Source organism: Marinobacter sp. NFXS9 (assembly GCF_040148665.1).
In the GTDB taxonomy this organism is placed as follows: Bacteria; Pseudomonadota; Gammaproteobacteria; order Pseudomonadales; family Oleiphilaceae; genus Marinobacter_A; species Marinobacter_A mangrovi.
The window spans coordinates 223,003-236,763 of record NZ_JAGDDW010000008.1; the positions used below are offsets into that span (position 1 = coordinate 223,003).

General features: G+C 56.0%; 14 protein-coding genes. 8 read left to right on the top strand and 6 right to left on the bottom strand.

The features are described 5' to 3' along the window. Window positions 1-228 precede the first annotated feature (228 nt). On the top strand, window positions 229-1,023 hold the full coding sequence (locus tag J3364_RS14330; RefSeq protein ID WP_349558991.1) for an alpha/beta fold hydrolase: 795 nt from the start codon (window positions 229-231) through the stop codon (window positions 1,021-1,023). An 11-nt stretch (window positions 1,024-1,034) separates the two neighbouring features. Here J3364_RS14330 and J3364_RS14335 read toward each other — a convergent pair whose 3' ends face one another. After that, on the bottom strand, window positions 1,035-1,943 hold the full coding sequence (locus tag J3364_RS14335) for a LysR family transcriptional regulator (protein WP_349558992.1): 909 nt from the start codon (window positions 1,941-1,943) through the stop codon (window positions 1,035-1,037). Between the two features lie 329 nt (window positions 1,944-2,272). On the opposite strand from J3364_RS14335, the gene J3364_RS14340 reads away from it, so the two are divergent. Next, window positions 2,273-3,043, top strand: a complete 771-nt coding sequence (locus J3364_RS14340) for an SDR family NAD(P)-dependent oxidoreductase (protein ID WP_349558993.1) — start codon at window positions 2,273-2,275, stop codon at window positions 3,041-3,043. 222 nt (window positions 3,044-3,265) lie between these two features. Here the strand turns inward: J3364_RS14340 and J3364_RS14345 are convergent, their stop codons facing one another. The 3 genes from J3364_RS14345 to J3364_RS14355 form a co-directional block, all read right to left on the bottom strand. Then, complete coding sequence (locus J3364_RS14345; protein ID WP_349558994.1) at window positions 3,266-3,811, bottom strand: type 1 glutamine amidotransferase domain-containing protein; 546 nt, start codon at window positions 3,809-3,811, stop codon at window positions 3,266-3,268. A gap of 39 nt (window positions 3,812-3,850) precedes the next feature. Further along, complete coding sequence (locus tag J3364_RS14350; protein ID WP_349558995.1) at window positions 3,851-4,291, bottom strand: hemerythrin domain-containing protein; 441 nt, start codon at window positions 4,289-4,291, stop codon at window positions 3,851-3,853. A 269-nt stretch (window positions 4,292-4,560) separates the two neighbouring features. Further along, complete coding sequence (locus J3364_RS14355) at window positions 4,561-5,301, bottom strand: SDR family oxidoreductase (RefSeq protein ID WP_349558996.1); 741 nt, start codon at window positions 5,299-5,301, stop codon at window positions 4,561-4,563. A 101-nt stretch (window positions 5,302-5,402) separates the two neighbouring features. Between J3364_RS14355 and J3364_RS14360 the strand changes: the two genes are divergently transcribed. Next, window positions 5,403-6,332, top strand: coding sequence for an AraC family transcriptional regulator (locus J3364_RS14360; protein ID WP_349558997.1), 930 nt, complete (start codon window positions 5,403-5,405; stop codon window positions 6,330-6,332). 55 nt (window positions 6,333-6,387) lie between these two features. Here J3364_RS14360 and J3364_RS14365 read toward each other — a convergent pair whose 3' ends face one another. Next, window positions 6,388-7,251 (bottom strand): LysR family transcriptional regulator, encoded by an 864-nt coding sequence (locus J3364_RS14365; RefSeq protein WP_349558998.1) that lies wholly within the window; start codon window positions 7,249-7,251, stop codon window positions 6,388-6,390. Window positions 7,252-7,380: 129 nt separating this feature from the next. Between J3364_RS14365 and J3364_RS14370 the strand changes: the two genes are divergently transcribed. Together J3364_RS14370 and J3364_RS14375 are read left to right on the top strand one after the other, a co-directional pair. After that, window positions 7,381-8,295, top strand: coding sequence for an NmrA/HSCARG family protein (locus J3364_RS14370; protein WP_349558999.1), 915 nt, complete (start codon window positions 7,381-7,383; stop codon window positions 8,293-8,295). A 324-nt stretch (window positions 8,296-8,619) separates the two neighbouring features. Beyond that, window positions 8,620-9,048: an ABZJ_00895 family protein gene (locus J3364_RS14375; RefSeq protein WP_349559000.1), complete on the top strand. Its 429-nt coding sequence runs from the start codon at window positions 8,620-8,622 to the stop codon at window positions 9,046-9,048. Window positions 9,049-9,143: 95 nt separating this feature from the next. Here the strand turns inward: J3364_RS14375 and J3364_RS14380 are convergent, their stop codons facing one another. Continuing rightward, entirely contained in the window at window positions 9,144-9,530 is a 387-nt protein-coding gene (locus J3364_RS14380) for a hypothetical protein (RefSeq protein ID WP_349559001.1), read from the bottom strand. A gap of 202 nt (window positions 9,531-9,732) precedes the next feature. On the opposite strand from J3364_RS14380, the gene J3364_RS14385 reads away from it, so the two are divergent. The 3 genes from J3364_RS14385 to J3364_RS14395 are packed head-to-tail and all read left to right on the top strand — an operon-like array spanning window position 9,733 to window position 12,756. Beyond that, window positions 9,733-11,796, top strand: a complete 2,064-nt coding sequence (locus tag J3364_RS14385; protein WP_349559002.1) for a T6SS phospholipase effector Tle1-like catalytic domain-containing protein — start codon at window positions 9,733-9,735, stop codon at window positions 11,794-11,796. Window positions 11,797-11,805: 9 nt separating this feature from the next. Then, on the top strand, window positions 11,806-12,405 hold the full coding sequence (locus tag J3364_RS14390) for a DUF2931 family protein (protein WP_349559003.1): 600 nt from the start codon (window positions 11,806-11,808) through the stop codon (window positions 12,403-12,405). A gap of 51 nt (window positions 12,406-12,456) precedes the next feature. Continuing rightward, complete coding sequence (locus J3364_RS14395) at window positions 12,457-12,756, top strand: hypothetical protein (protein WP_349559004.1); 300 nt, start codon at window positions 12,457-12,459, stop codon at window positions 12,754-12,756. The last annotated feature ends 1,005 nt before the right edge of the window (window positions 12,757-13,761 follow it).

Consider the following 13,761-nt stretch of genomic DNA (forward strand, 5'->3'; position numbering starts at 1 on the left):
CTCTGACCCCTTTAGTTGCTTGACCCCTTTAGTTGGACCCTTTAGTTGCTTTAGTTGGACCGCTTTAACTTTGGCCTTTTTAATTTGCTATTCGATCTCATTTCGATCGACACCCTATAGTGAAAACCGGATTATCAACAATGGCGATGCTATCTAAGATGGCTCCGTAAGCATGGATGACCCTGAGTTGGACATCCTGTCTTTAACCAGCAACTACGGAGTATCGCCATGTATATCCAGACCAGAGAAACGAACATTCATGTCAGGGAACGGGGAAAGGGAGAGCCAACGCTCGTGTTTCTTCATTACTGGGGAGGCTCGTCGCGTACATGGAGCGGTGTTGTCGGCGAGTTGTCGCACCAATACCGGACGATCGCCCTTGATCATCGCGGATGGGGAGATTCCGGGGCGCCTGAACACGGTTACGGGATGAATGACCTGGCCAACGATACGCAGGACGTCATCGAAGCGCTGGGCTTGCAACGCTATGTCTTGGTCGGGCACTCGATGGGCGGGAAGGTCGCGCAGTTGTTGGCATCCCGCCGCCCGCAGGGATTGGAGGGGCTTATTCTGGTGGCGCCGTCACCGCCTTCGCCCATGGTGTTGCCCGATGAGGAACGGGCAATGATGGCGGAAGCGTACAACGCCCGGGAATCGATTGAATGGGTCGTGGATAACGTACTGACGGCGAGTCCACTTTCCCCGCAGCATCGCGCTCAAGTGATTGAAGACAGCTTGCGCGCCGCGCCACAGGCCAAGGCCGCGTGGCCACAGCAGGGGATGCTTGAAGACATCGCCTCGGCGGTTGGGGCCATCGACGTGCCTGTCAGGGTGATTGCGGGCGAAAAGGATCAGGTCGACCGGGTTGAAACCTTGCAGCAGGAAGTGATGCCCAGAATCGCCGGCGCAAGTCTAAGCATTCTGGCTGGAGTCGGGCACCTGTTGCCACTCGAGGCACCGACCGCACTGTCCGATGAGATTCGGGATTGCCTGGAGACATGGATGGCCTCCGCGGAAGCCTGACACCATTCCGACTAAAAGCGATCCCAGGGCGGCTCGTCTCCGAAAGCGTCGACCAGATAGTCCAGGAAACGGCGAACCTTGAACGGCATGTGACGGGAACTGGGAAAGATCGCCTGTATGGTGAGGTCTGACGAATGACACTCCGGCAGTAACTCGACGAGGTTTCCGTTTGCGATCTGCTCGCCGAACACAAACGACGGACCGTAGACGATTCCGGAACCTCTCAAGGCAGCGGCCAGCAGCATCTCCGTGTTGTTGGCCGACATCCGGCAAGGCCCGTCAATACGATGGGCCTTGCCATCCGGGTCGAAAAGCGTCCAGTCGCCGGCGGATACGGCGTCACTGAAGGCAAGCCTGGGAGCACGGCGCAGATCATCCGGCGTGTGTGGCGTGCCGTTGTGCTCAAGGTATTCGGGCGACGCACAGATAACCATCCGACACGGAGCGAGTCGCCGGGCAATCATTGAGGAGTCTGGTAAGCGACCGATGCGTATGGCCATATCCGTGCCCGTTTCGAGCAGATCAACGTAGCGGTCGTTCATCGATACCTCAACGTTGACCAGCGGGTGGTCCTCCATGAATTGCGCGATCACGTCACCGAGATGCATCGTCCCGAAAGTCGTCGGCGTGGCGATGCGCAGGACCCCAAGGGCGGTGCCGTGTGCATCGCCGGCTTCGCGTTTTGCTTCGTCGTAGGCTTCGAGAATGCGTTTGCAGCGCTCGAAATAAACCTGGCCGGTGTCCGTCAGGTTCAGGCGCCTTGTCGTGCGATGAAGCAGACGAGCACTCAGCTCGACCTCCAGGGCACTGACATATTTCCCGGCCATTGCAGGAGATAACCCAAAACGTCGCGCCGCCGCCGCAAAACTCCCTTCCTCAACGGCCGCAACAAACACCCCCATGCCCGTCAATCGATCCATAGGCCCCTCAATTCGATCATCAAAGTCACTGGTGGGATAGAAAGTGGCGAGATTATAAAGGAAATGGGTGTGTGTTGGACTGCTGGCGTCTGTTCCCTGGCTAGCAAGCAGGCCGGGTTTTCCCACAACGGGCTTCCCGACAATGAATACGCTCTGGACATCTCTTTGTGTCCAGCCTGACTCCACGCTCCGATCCATCTGATCTGACGCATGCTTTGATCTCAATCAAAACGCCGAAAGCCGGGTTGTATAACGTTTAAACACCAGGCGGCGTCGGAGGTGGGAGATGACGCCACGGATGAGTTCTATTGGTTAAGCGGGAGAGTGTCATGGACAGATTGAAAGGCAAGGTGGCCGCGGTCACCGGCGGCTCCATGGGAATTGGCGCTGCCGTTGTCCGGCGGATGGCGGAAGAGGGCGCGGCCGTCGCCGTTCTGGACCGGGAGGAGCGCGAGGGCCAGGCACTGGCGTCCGAACTGACGGCCAAAGGCCACCCGGTTCGCTACTGGCACTGCGATGTCACCGACGGAAACCAGTTCAAGCGCGTTCTGGATGAGGTTGCCGAGGCCTTTGGCGGCCTGACGGTCCTGGTCAACAATGCCGGGATCTCCGGGCCGAACAAGCCCACACACGAACTGAGCGAGGAAGAGTGGGACCTTGTACAGACCGTTAACGTAAAAGGCGTGTTCCTTGGGACCAAGCATGCGATCCCCCACATGAAGCGGGCCGGGGTAGGCAGCATTATCAACCTGTCGTCGATTTACGGCATTGTCAGCGCGCCGGATGTTCCCCCTTATCACGCCTCCAAAGGCGCGGTGCGGCTGATGTCAAAAACGGACGCCCTGCTGTACGCGCCCGACAGGATCCGGGTGAATTCCGTCCATCCCGGGTTTATCTGGACACCGATGGTTGAACACCACCTCCAGACCACGGGCATGGCGATGGACGACGCCAAACAGGCCACCGCAGACCTTCACCCTCTGGGCCACATGGGGGAACCGGCCGACATTGCCTGGGGCATTGTCTATCTCGCGTCCGACGAGTCGAAATTTGTGACAGGCAGCGAGCTGGTCATTGATGGGGGTTACACGGCGTGCTGAGTGAAAACGCACCGAATTGAAAATACCCGTTCCGGGGCGGATTTTGTCTTTTGCTGTGAGTAACAAGGGTAGGGCGCTAGATCAGGCTCCTGGCCACTCCTTGGATTTTCAAAATTAATGCGCTCTACCCTTTTCAATCGCCGTGAGCGACTTGGCGTGTCCAAGCCAACCGAAGGGGCTAGTGCTACGGCCCCTTCGAAGCGCAACCTGACGCCTCAAGAATCAGGAAAACGGTGAGAGAACTTCAATCAACTCGGCACAAAACGCGTCCAGGTCATCCGGGACCCGGCTCGTGATCAACCCGTTGTCGTTGTGCACCGGCTCATCGACCCAATGGCCCCCGGCGTTCTGAATGTCGGTTTTCAGACTCGGGAAAGAAGTGAGCGTCCGGCCTGCGACCTGGTTCGCTTCAATCAGTGTCCAGGGCGCGTGGCAAATGGCCGCCACTGGCTTGTGCTTATTGCAGAACTGCTTGACCAGCTTAACGGCATGGGCGTCGGTTCGCAGGGCGTCGGGATTGGCCACGCCACCCGGCAGGACCAGGGCGTCGTAGTCGTCTGCGTTGGCGTTCGCCGCCGTTTTATCCACCTTGAAGGTGTGGGCCTTGTCCAGGTGGTGGTAGCCCTGAATGTCACCGCCTTCGAGAGAAATCAATTCCAGCGCGGCGCCGGCTCCCTGGAGATCCTGCCAGGGGCGGGTCAACTCGATTTGCTCCACGCCGTCGGTGGCCAGAAATGCGACTCGTTTTCCGTTCAGTGGTGCACTCATCCGTTGTCCTCCTCATTTCTGTTTGGCATCGTCGCCTTTTCAGGCGGTTTTCCTTTCCTCCATTTCGTTGCGGTAATCGGTTCCGAGAGAGGTTTTCTGATCGTCTGCCAACACCTTGCCCGCAACGGTGAACACCTCCTTTTCTTCCTCCTCGAGGTGGTGCAGCAGCTTGTGAGCCAGGTTTTTGGCGTGAGCCAGCCAACCGGGTGAATCCTGGTCGGATGAAGAGACGGCGTCAACCAACTCATCGAGCTCATGGTGCTCGGCAACGCTGTGCCTCGCTTTTTCCTGGGTCGTATCGAACTGCATCAGGGGCACGTAGAAATGACGTTCCTCTGCCAGCGCATGATCGGCCAGTTCCTTTTTCAGGTTCAGAAACAACCGGTCCCGCTCGTCGCTGGCGCCATGGGTTTCCAGAACCTGCTCAATCAGCTTTCGCTGCTTGTCGTGGTCGGCCCGAAGCTCTTCAAAAATCGTCATTCACATCTCCGTATTCGGTTCCCGGTCAGCCTCCCGGGTGAGGGCGCAAGGAGGCCCGGCGTGTAATGGTCGTGGCCAGCATAGACGTACGTGAGTTTGTCGGCATCGGTTTATCCTGCTGATTCCTGACCCTGCTTTCATCGATCAAAGTGCTCTGACCCCTTAATCTCCCGGTTTCAACCGGAGGGCAGCGGACGCCCTCCGGTATCTGGCTCCGAGTCTCATAGTGGGCTTTAAATAAATCTATCCTGCTTTCTGGCGAGCCACGTTTAGTTCGCATCGGCCATCATAATCGCATCCTCTCCGGCGGGAATCTCAAGCGGTGACGATGGATCGGTTGCTGCGCGCCAGACCGCTTCGACCACGTCGATAGCATAGGTCACCGGCCCCGAGGCTTCCCTCATGCCGGCCAGTGTCTGCTGTGCGAAGTCCGCGTAGGCTTCGTGATCCATCCCGGCGAAATGCGCATTGCTACCAAACCGGGTCTCTGGCGAGCGACCCGGCAATACCAGGTGCGCCCGTATACCAAAGGGCTCCAGCTCCAACGCCATTGATCGTGTCAGGGCATTCATGGCCGCCTTGCTTGCACTGTATACCGAGACTAACGGCAGCGCCCCCAGCGTGACGCTTGAGCTGATGTTGATGATGACACCGGCTCGGCGCTCTCGGAACTGAGGCAGTACGGCCTGTGTCATCGCGATGGTTCCAAACGTGTTGGTCTCGAAGAGAGCGCGTGACTGCTCCAGTGACGTGAGCTCGAAGGGACAGGCCGCGCCGATACCCGCATTGTTGACGAGAACGTCGATAGGGCCCGCCATTTCCAGAGCCCGGCGAATGCTGTTCGGGTCCGTAACGTCGAGGGCCATTACCCTCAGGTGATCGGATTGGGGCAGGACGTCCTCTCGCGGAACCCGCATGGTGGCGATGACCTTCCAGTCGTGGTCGAGGAAGTGACGGGCGATTTCCAGACCGAAGCCGGAGGAGCAGCCGGTGATCATTACTGTTTTCATCGGGAGACCTTGTGTCGTATGTGAGTGAGCCAACACAATAGGCGTCCTGGGCCGTACTAACGACATCTAAAAGTCCGCATTTCTTTAGCAGGAGTCCGGTTATGATCGATCCGCTTGCGGAAGTGGTCTCGCTTCTCAGACCCAGTGCCCGCTATTCCAAGCTGGTCTCCGGTGCCGGCCAGTGGCGCATAAAGCGGTCCGACGGCGGGCGGCCGTTCTACTGCATCGTGCTGGACGGCGGGGCATATTTCTCGGTAAACGGGTACGAGCCCATTGAGCTCCAGCCCGGCGACTTCGTGCTGGTGCCTGCAGTGGATCGTATCGACATGTCCAGCCTTGAACCGCCACACCAAAACAGCGAAATGCAGCCCGTTGCGATCGGTGCCGGCGAATTCAGGGTTGGACTTCAGGATGCTCCGCCTGACTTGCGCATGGTGGTGGGGCACTGCGATTTCGAATCACCGGATGTGGCCCTATTGGTCTCGCTATTGCCCAGGTTTATCCATATCCGTGGTGAGCACAGGTTGGGCACGCTGGTGAAACTGGTTGGCGATGAGTCCCGTGCACAACGGCCGGCACGGGAAGAGGTCCTCTCCCGATTGTTGGAAGTGCTGCTGATCGAAGCCCTGCGTTGTACGACGGGCACCTCGGCGTCACCGGGTCTTGTCCTTGGGCTCGCCGATGTCCGCATTGCCAATGCCATTCGCGCCATACATGAACGGCCAGCCCACGCCTGGACCGTTGCGGAGCTTTCACAGGAAGCAGCCTTGTCCCGTTCGGCATTCTTCGAGAGGTTCAATCGCACCGTCGGCATCCCGCCGAAGGCCTACCTGCTAGCATGGAGAATGGCTCTGGCTAAGCAGCTCTTGAAACAGAGCCAAGTTCGCATTGCTGATGTGGCTGAACACGTTGGCTACAATTCGGCCAGCACATTCAGTGTCGCCTTCTCGCGCCATGTTGGCACACCGCCAAGTGAATACGCATCGACGCAAGGCGGGGAACACGCCGCTGTCACGGAACCGGTTGGGTAGAGCGTGGATTCGGGGCGAATATTGGGTATTCCAATTTTCAATGGGTCTGCTCGCTTTAATCCTCAAAACTCTGTTTCAACGAAGCCCTCAGGGCCTCCAGCAAGACCTTGGTGATGGCCGATCGATGTCTCAAGCGAGGATAGAGCAGAACGATAGGGACGTCTCGAAGTGGGTTTTCCTTGAGAACCTGAACAAGCGTACCTCGTTCGATGTGTGGCCGGGCCATCCGCGCCGGCACCGCACAAACTCCAAGACCCTGTAAGCAGGCTCCCAGACTTGCATTGATACTGCCCGCAGCGATCACCCAGCGACAGCGGTAGACGTTCCCATCGGCAAAGGACCAGTGATTGCGGCGGGCGGAGGTCACGATGGTGGGGAGGGCATCCAGATCGGCGATGGTTTTCGGAGGTGTTGCACCCTCAAAGCATTCAGGCGTCGCAACCAGCACCTGGGAGGCGCTGCCCAGCGTTTGTCCAATCAACTCGGAGTCCTCGGGCTGGCCAAGGCGAATCGCGAAGTCGATCCCTTCCTTGACGATATCCACCAACTCATCGCCCAGGACCAGCTCGAAACGCAGCGCAGGATGAGCTTTGGCCAGATGCCAGATCACTGGTGCAAGAAAGGTCTCACCAAACACCATTGACGTGCTGATCCGGATCAGGCCTGAGGGCAAGGTCTGGTCCTCGCGAACTTGCGTTAGTGCCTCTTCCGCTTCATGCACGAGGCCACTGACTCGCTGGAAGTGTCGCTGCCCAATGTCGGTCAGCGACAGCGCCCGGGTTGAACGGCGAAACAACGTCGCGTTGATGTCGTCTTCATAGGCCTTCAGGCGTCGGCTTATCGTGGCCTTCGGCAGGTTCAGTTGCTTACCGGCAGCCGTTATAGACCCCGCCTCGGCAACCGCCACGAACACCGCCATGCCATTCATATCCATCGCTAATTGTCTCGTTAATGGAACAATTTAGTTTCAAATTAGCCGCTTATGTTCCAGATATTAGCACTATAAGCTGTTTTCTCGTTGCTGATCGTTACCTACCAGGAGAAAACCATGATGAATCGTAAACACACCATTGCTGTATTGGGCGCTTCAGGGCAACAAGGTCGGGGCGTGGTTGACGCCTTGAAAGCCGCGGGCAACTTCCAGGTCCGCGCAGTCACCCGAAACCCTGACCAGTACCAGGGGCGAGCGGACGACGTGATCTATGGGGATCTGGACCGCCCGGAAAGTCTGGATAAAGCCCTACGTGGTGCCTACGGCGTCTTTGCCGTTACCAACGCCTGGCAGCCGGGCACCGACGAGATCGCCCAATGCCGTGCCCTCATCACGAGCGCGAAAAAACAGGGTGTCGAACACTTTGTCTGGTCGACGCTGCCCAACGTGGAAGCCGTCAGTGAAGGCCGCCTCGACGTCCCTCACTTCACCAATAAAGCCAAAATGGACCGGGAAGTGGCCGATGCCGGCTTTCGTTTTTACAGCTTCGTGATGCCGGCGTTCTACTATCAGAACTTCGTCTACAACATGGCGCCGCAACCCCAACAGGACGGCACGCTCGGCTGGACCCTGCCGATCAACCCGGCTGTCGGTATCGATATGGCGGACATCGGAGAGCTTGGGAATCTGGTGGCCGCCGCTTTCTCCCAGCCTGAAAAGGCCGGACAAGGTCAGCATCTACCGCATGTCGGGTCCAGAATCAGCTTCAACGAGATCATCAACGGGTTTAAGGCCAAGGGCATCGAACTGACCTTCACCCAGATACCGGCAGGCCCGTTTGCAGAGGCGGTGCCGGGCGGTCGGGAACTTACGCAGATGTTTGACTGGTTCGAGGCCCACGGCTACTACGGCGGCGACTATTCGCAAGGTCAGGCACTGGCCGAGCAGATCGTTAGCCAGGCGCCAACCGGCTTTTTCCAGTGGGCGGAGAACAACCTGAAACTCGAGGGTCGAAACGGCAGTGTAGCTTGATACGGGTAACGCCTGCCTGTTTCTAGGCAGGTAAAGGTCAGAGGGAGTTGAAAGGACCAGGCGCACATAAGGTATTTGTGCGCTGGCTCCTTTTTAACGGTGGGGCTGCGCCGAGAAAACGTGGCAGAATGAACTAACCCCTTTAATTTTGATCTCCGGAATTATTGTTGGCGGATTGGCGGCTGTGGGCTGATCAAACAATTTTCACTCTGAACATCCCTCTTGGATTTCAGGAAGAGGATCGATAGGGTTCGTACTGATATTGACTTCGCAATCGGATTTTGCGGGGAAGCCTACCAAAGCAAAACAAGGACGTAGTAACTCATGATTACACGGACAATCCTGACCGTGGCGGCACTCTATGCCGCCATTCAATTCTGTCATCTGGCCGCCCAAAGCTTGTTGAGCATCACAATACCCTCAGCCGTGCAATTCGGATACGCGATGGCCTCCGCAGTGGGCGGGGCGTTCTCATTTGTTGATATTCAGCGCCGGGTGCCAGACTGGCGAGAGGCGATGATACTTTCAGTTGGAAGTCTCGTCGCCATCATCCTGGTGTCGATCGTGCTGCTCCTGATTGTCCTTCAGTTTACTGATGGTTCGGATGGCTTCCGGAACTTTATATATGCCGTCAGTGGCTCGCCGGCTAGGCTGATGATGGAAGTGATGCTTGGTGTAAGCGTATTGCAGTTTGCCGGTTTCATGCTCGTTTTTCGGAAAGGGGCTCGCGTAATCCTGGCCCGTAGCCGGTGATCTGTGAAGTTGGATGATGGTCGGAAAATACCGACAACGTCGGATTAATCTTGCAGAACAATAAATCGCGTTTTCGACTTTTACACACAGGGCATCTAGCCGATCAGCAACCAGCCCACCACCATCAGCAATATCGAAGACCAGAAGAGAACCATTGGAATAACCAGCCAGCATTGCAGGTGCCATGGCACATCGGCATGAATGTCGCCTAGATTGGAGGCGACTTTCACACCGTGCCCGGGGATTCTTCGCCAGAAGAAGAAACTCAGCAGGTAGACAATCCTGATCCACCGTCCTACTGGACCTTCTCCCCAAGCTTTTTTCTGAACATCAATCGTGCTTCCTTTGGGGGCAATTCTGCTCTCAATTTCCGCGATCTTCCGAAAGCCGATGGTGAGTGAAAATATGAGGGCAGCCAGACCAACAAAGATATCGATCATCACGACCAGAGCAACGATGGCTTCAAAGGATTCACTGTTCATCAAAGAAGTCATAGATCGCTTCGTCAATATTCTACATTTGCCAGGCGATCCCCGGCCTCGATTGGTTGATCGCTGATAGGATGCTCCGAATTTTGCCTGTTTACTTCAACATTTTGTTCCGTGATAGCATCCGTAAGCGGGCGAAGGAACGGCGATAAGCCATTGCCCGGCGTGAAGCTATTTTGATCAAGGATGATGGTCAATGGATATTGTCAAAACATCGGATTTGGTTACGGCAGACTTGCCCAACCTTGAATCTCCCTTTTTCGCGGCCTCCAAGGTCCGCGAGCGTATTAAGAAAGAGTTGGAGTTCGGTACCTCCAGGCTCGGTCGAATACTCTCTCTTCCTCCATCTTTCACAGCACGCCGCGAAGACCATGGCCGGCTTCTGGATGAAGTCGAACAGAAAGTTCGAAATGGCGAATTGTGGCTAGTATGCGGTATTAGCGATGGGCCACCATTCAGCCCGGTTGTAAGTTGGGAGGACAATGAAGCCGGGCAAGGGCGCTGGAAGATCAATGCCAGTGAAGCGAATTTTGCCTTGGGCCACAGCGTCCAGATTTTGAACGACAATGGCATTACTTCGCAGGAGTTGTCCCGCCGTGATGGCCGTGGTGTGGGATTCCTCTCCGCAAGTTCTCTGGGAACGGAGTTGATGTCTCGACGACAGGAAACGGAGCGGCAACGTGAGCCAGTAAGTCCACAAAGCCCATTTCCTGCGAAGCAAGTTGAACCCCTGTCCTCCTCCGTTCGCGCGACCGAAGCCACAACTCTGGAGAAAGAGCCAGAGATCCATTTGGAGATTGGTCTGTTTACGGATGGCACCCTCAATAATGCCGACAATTCCCAGACCTACAGGGATCAAATCAAGGAAGAATGCCTTGCGCCATTCGAGCGCGGCGAGATCTCCCAGGCGGAATGCGAATACCGGTTAGGATTGGCTCTTGGTACCAGTTATACCAATGCACCAAGCAATGTCGCCAAGCTGGCTGATTTATATATCGAATCGCGAAAAGTGGAGGGGGATAAGGTTACGCAAAGGCTGGTTGAATACGCTCCCGGTATTGGTACCGAAACCGGCGATGGTGATTCACTGGAGGGAATGTCTACCGGCCTTGGGGACACTGGCATACTGAGCCAGGTGGACGGGGCATGTCATCGGATCGCTCAGCGAATTGATGAGCTACAGCTTCCTGGAGCTATAACGACTCTAACAATTGATTTGTTTGGGTTCAGCCGGGGCTCTGCGGCTGCCCGACACGCTGCTCATGAAATTAATCGAGGCACTGAAGGGGCTTTGGGTCAGGCTTTTGAAACTGCAGATATAAATTGGCCAGAAAAAGTTAGAGTGCGCTTCGTGGGACTCTTCGATAGCGTTGCAGCTGTTGTCAGCGCCAAAAGGGGTGATCTGTCACCAAGCAACGACCGGAACGATCCGGTCAAGATCTACCTGGACCCAGGCAAGGTCGAACAGGCCGTTCACCTGGTGGCCTCTGACGAGCGGCGGAAGAACTTTGCCTTAAACAGCCTGCGCAATCCGGATGCCACCTTGCCTGATAACTATCGGGAAATCGCACTGCCCGGGGTGCACTCTGATGTTGGCGGCGGGTATCCCGATAGCATGCGGGAAGATGTGCTACTCACCCCATTGCAACACGTTTCTCTTTCATGGTTTGAGAATGCAGAAGACACGTCTCAATGGCATGCATTGGAGGCCCTGAAAAAACAAAAGGACGCCGAGGGGTGGATCGGTGTGAACTGCTTGCCAGTAAGATCCTCTGAGCGTCCCAACCCGTCGCCCAGTGAACTGGGGCCGGAAAGTGAAGCAAGCCTGGAAATCTATCATCACATTGATCCGGGGCGAGCACCGCACGGTTCTCGAGACGCCGAGTTGGCCCTGAGAATGGTTCGCCAGATGCGAGGGGAATATTCTCGGGTAACCCTGAAGCTCATGCATCAGTTGGCCGTGCAGGCCGATGTGCCTCTAAGGAGTATCGATCCGACCAACGACGCATATCGTCTACCGGATGAACTTGTCCCTGTTGCGGAAAATCTCTCGGAGCAAATTATGGCCGGTGCCGCCAGCGCTTCACTGTCAACAAGCCGGGAAAGCCTGCTGCGGCAGCGATATATTCATTATTCTGCCGATTACAGCCCGATTAAGTTCCTCGCCCTTGGGGAGCCGGCTGCACTTGATCTGCCCGAAGTCGTATGCCCGCATGCCCCAACCGAATCCGGCGAACGGATCGTATACCCGAATCACTAAGGAGTGGTGGTGAACGTCATAAAATACGCCTGTTACCTATTGTGCATTCTGATACTGGCGGGGTGTACGACCAAGGAAGACAAGGATATCCCCTGGTACGTGGGGGTTGCCGCCCCCCAGCACTACCAGATGTGGGTCATTAATATGCATCTGGAAAAATCCGGCGAGCGAAGCTGGCGAGTGCCGGTGGGCGATGTCAGTTGCTGTTGGAAAGGTGATAACGGTCCCTTCGGAACCGGCGGCGCGATGGATCCTTTCCCAAACTTGATAGGCCTCCATTGGTTTTCATTCGCGGAGCAGAAATTCTACTCGACACTGATCAAGATACCGCCAGACCTCAAAGATCGCATGCGAGAGGCTGCTCGTCATACGACCCAACGGGGCAATGTCCGTCATGAGCCTAGAAGCACACTTATTTTAGGGCTTGCCCCGGGAGGGGAGGTGGTGGTCTGGATGATGAGTCAGCGTTCGAACGCTGTTGAAGTCATGCGGGTTCCGGCTGTTGAAGTAGAGGGTGACCCGGGGCAATTCCAGGTCCGATCTGCAGACTACATGGAAGAGAATGGCGCCTATCTGGAGAAACATGGTGTACCTCTTGAAGGTTGGTAGACCGTGCTTATTGAGGAAGGCCTTCTGTAAAAATCGGGCTTGTCAGATGCCATGAAAAAGTCGGTTGTCGTATTCACCACGATGCTCGTGGTGCACGCACTCTCGTTTTTTGCGCTGAGTTCTGCCTTATACAGCGGCGGCGATAATGATGTGTTTTTGGTCCTACTGTTGTGGACGGGCTTTTCAGCGTGTGGGGCTTTCTACTTGCATCGAGTTTCAAAGAAAGAGGCTTGGGACAAGGCCAGCGATAAGGTACTGGTTGTCATTGGCTATTTGCTCTCGCTGCTGGTCATAGTCGTTGGTGGAACCGTCATTCTGTTTTTCGTTGCTGCAAGCGGTATTCGGCCGTGAGTGGCGCCGTGGTTAGTTGCAATAGTGAGTATCCGGCCCGATTTCGATCAAATGACATCGTTTTATGGAATGGGAAAAGCGGGCAATTAACAACTGAACACCTGACCCCCTTCCGACCCCGACCCCTTCCTTTCTCCTCTCATCCCGAGTGGTCAGAGACCGAGGTTACCGAATGCAAAAGCACGCTGCTATTGGATTGGGTGACGAATGGAGAAAATCGGACAGGGGAGAGGGCGGGTTTCTGACGAAAGGCGTAGCGGCCCGTCACCTAGTGCACTGGGGATGGACCAGCTGATCAAATTTAATGCGCTCTGCCCCTTTAACTCTTGGGGTGGGTGTCCTATTTAGTCCGGTTGTCGTGTGGGCTGGGGTAGGGTTTCCCAATGGAGCTGAACGGCTTCAGGCCTTCCTGATGTCCGCTTTACCACAACGACCATGGTATCCTTCGGCGGCAACAAATCATTGATCAAGGATGAACATTTCACATGAAACGCGTTATGAATGGCGTTCGCCATTTTCTATATTTATTTTCGATTCCGTTCGCGTTCACCGGAATGGGAGCCGCTTTATTCGTCGACAGCGTTCTCTTAGGCGTGCTTGGGGTTCTATTGGGCTTCGGACACCTTGGGTGGGCCGTTTATACGTGGGGGCAGCAAGCTCCCGAAACCGCTCTAAACGCTGAAAACGGCCGCTCTCCGCGCAAAAGTGGATCCAAACTAGCCTCTGCCTACGCAAGCCCTGGCGTCAGCTCCGGATTCGGTGGCGGCGATGGTGGCGGTGGTTGCTGAGACACTGATCAAAATTAATGCACTCTAACCCCTTTAATCGGGATGAGGGTACGGGCTTTTTCCTCTATCCGAATACGCCAAGGCGCTACGTAGTCGCCCCTGCAAAAGTAAAAACCTGAACAAAGGCAATGAGTTGGCCTGACTTCGGGGTATAATATCCATCATAAATCTCCCCGTTTCGTCCAAAAACCGGAAGAAAGCCCCATGATCCCACGGG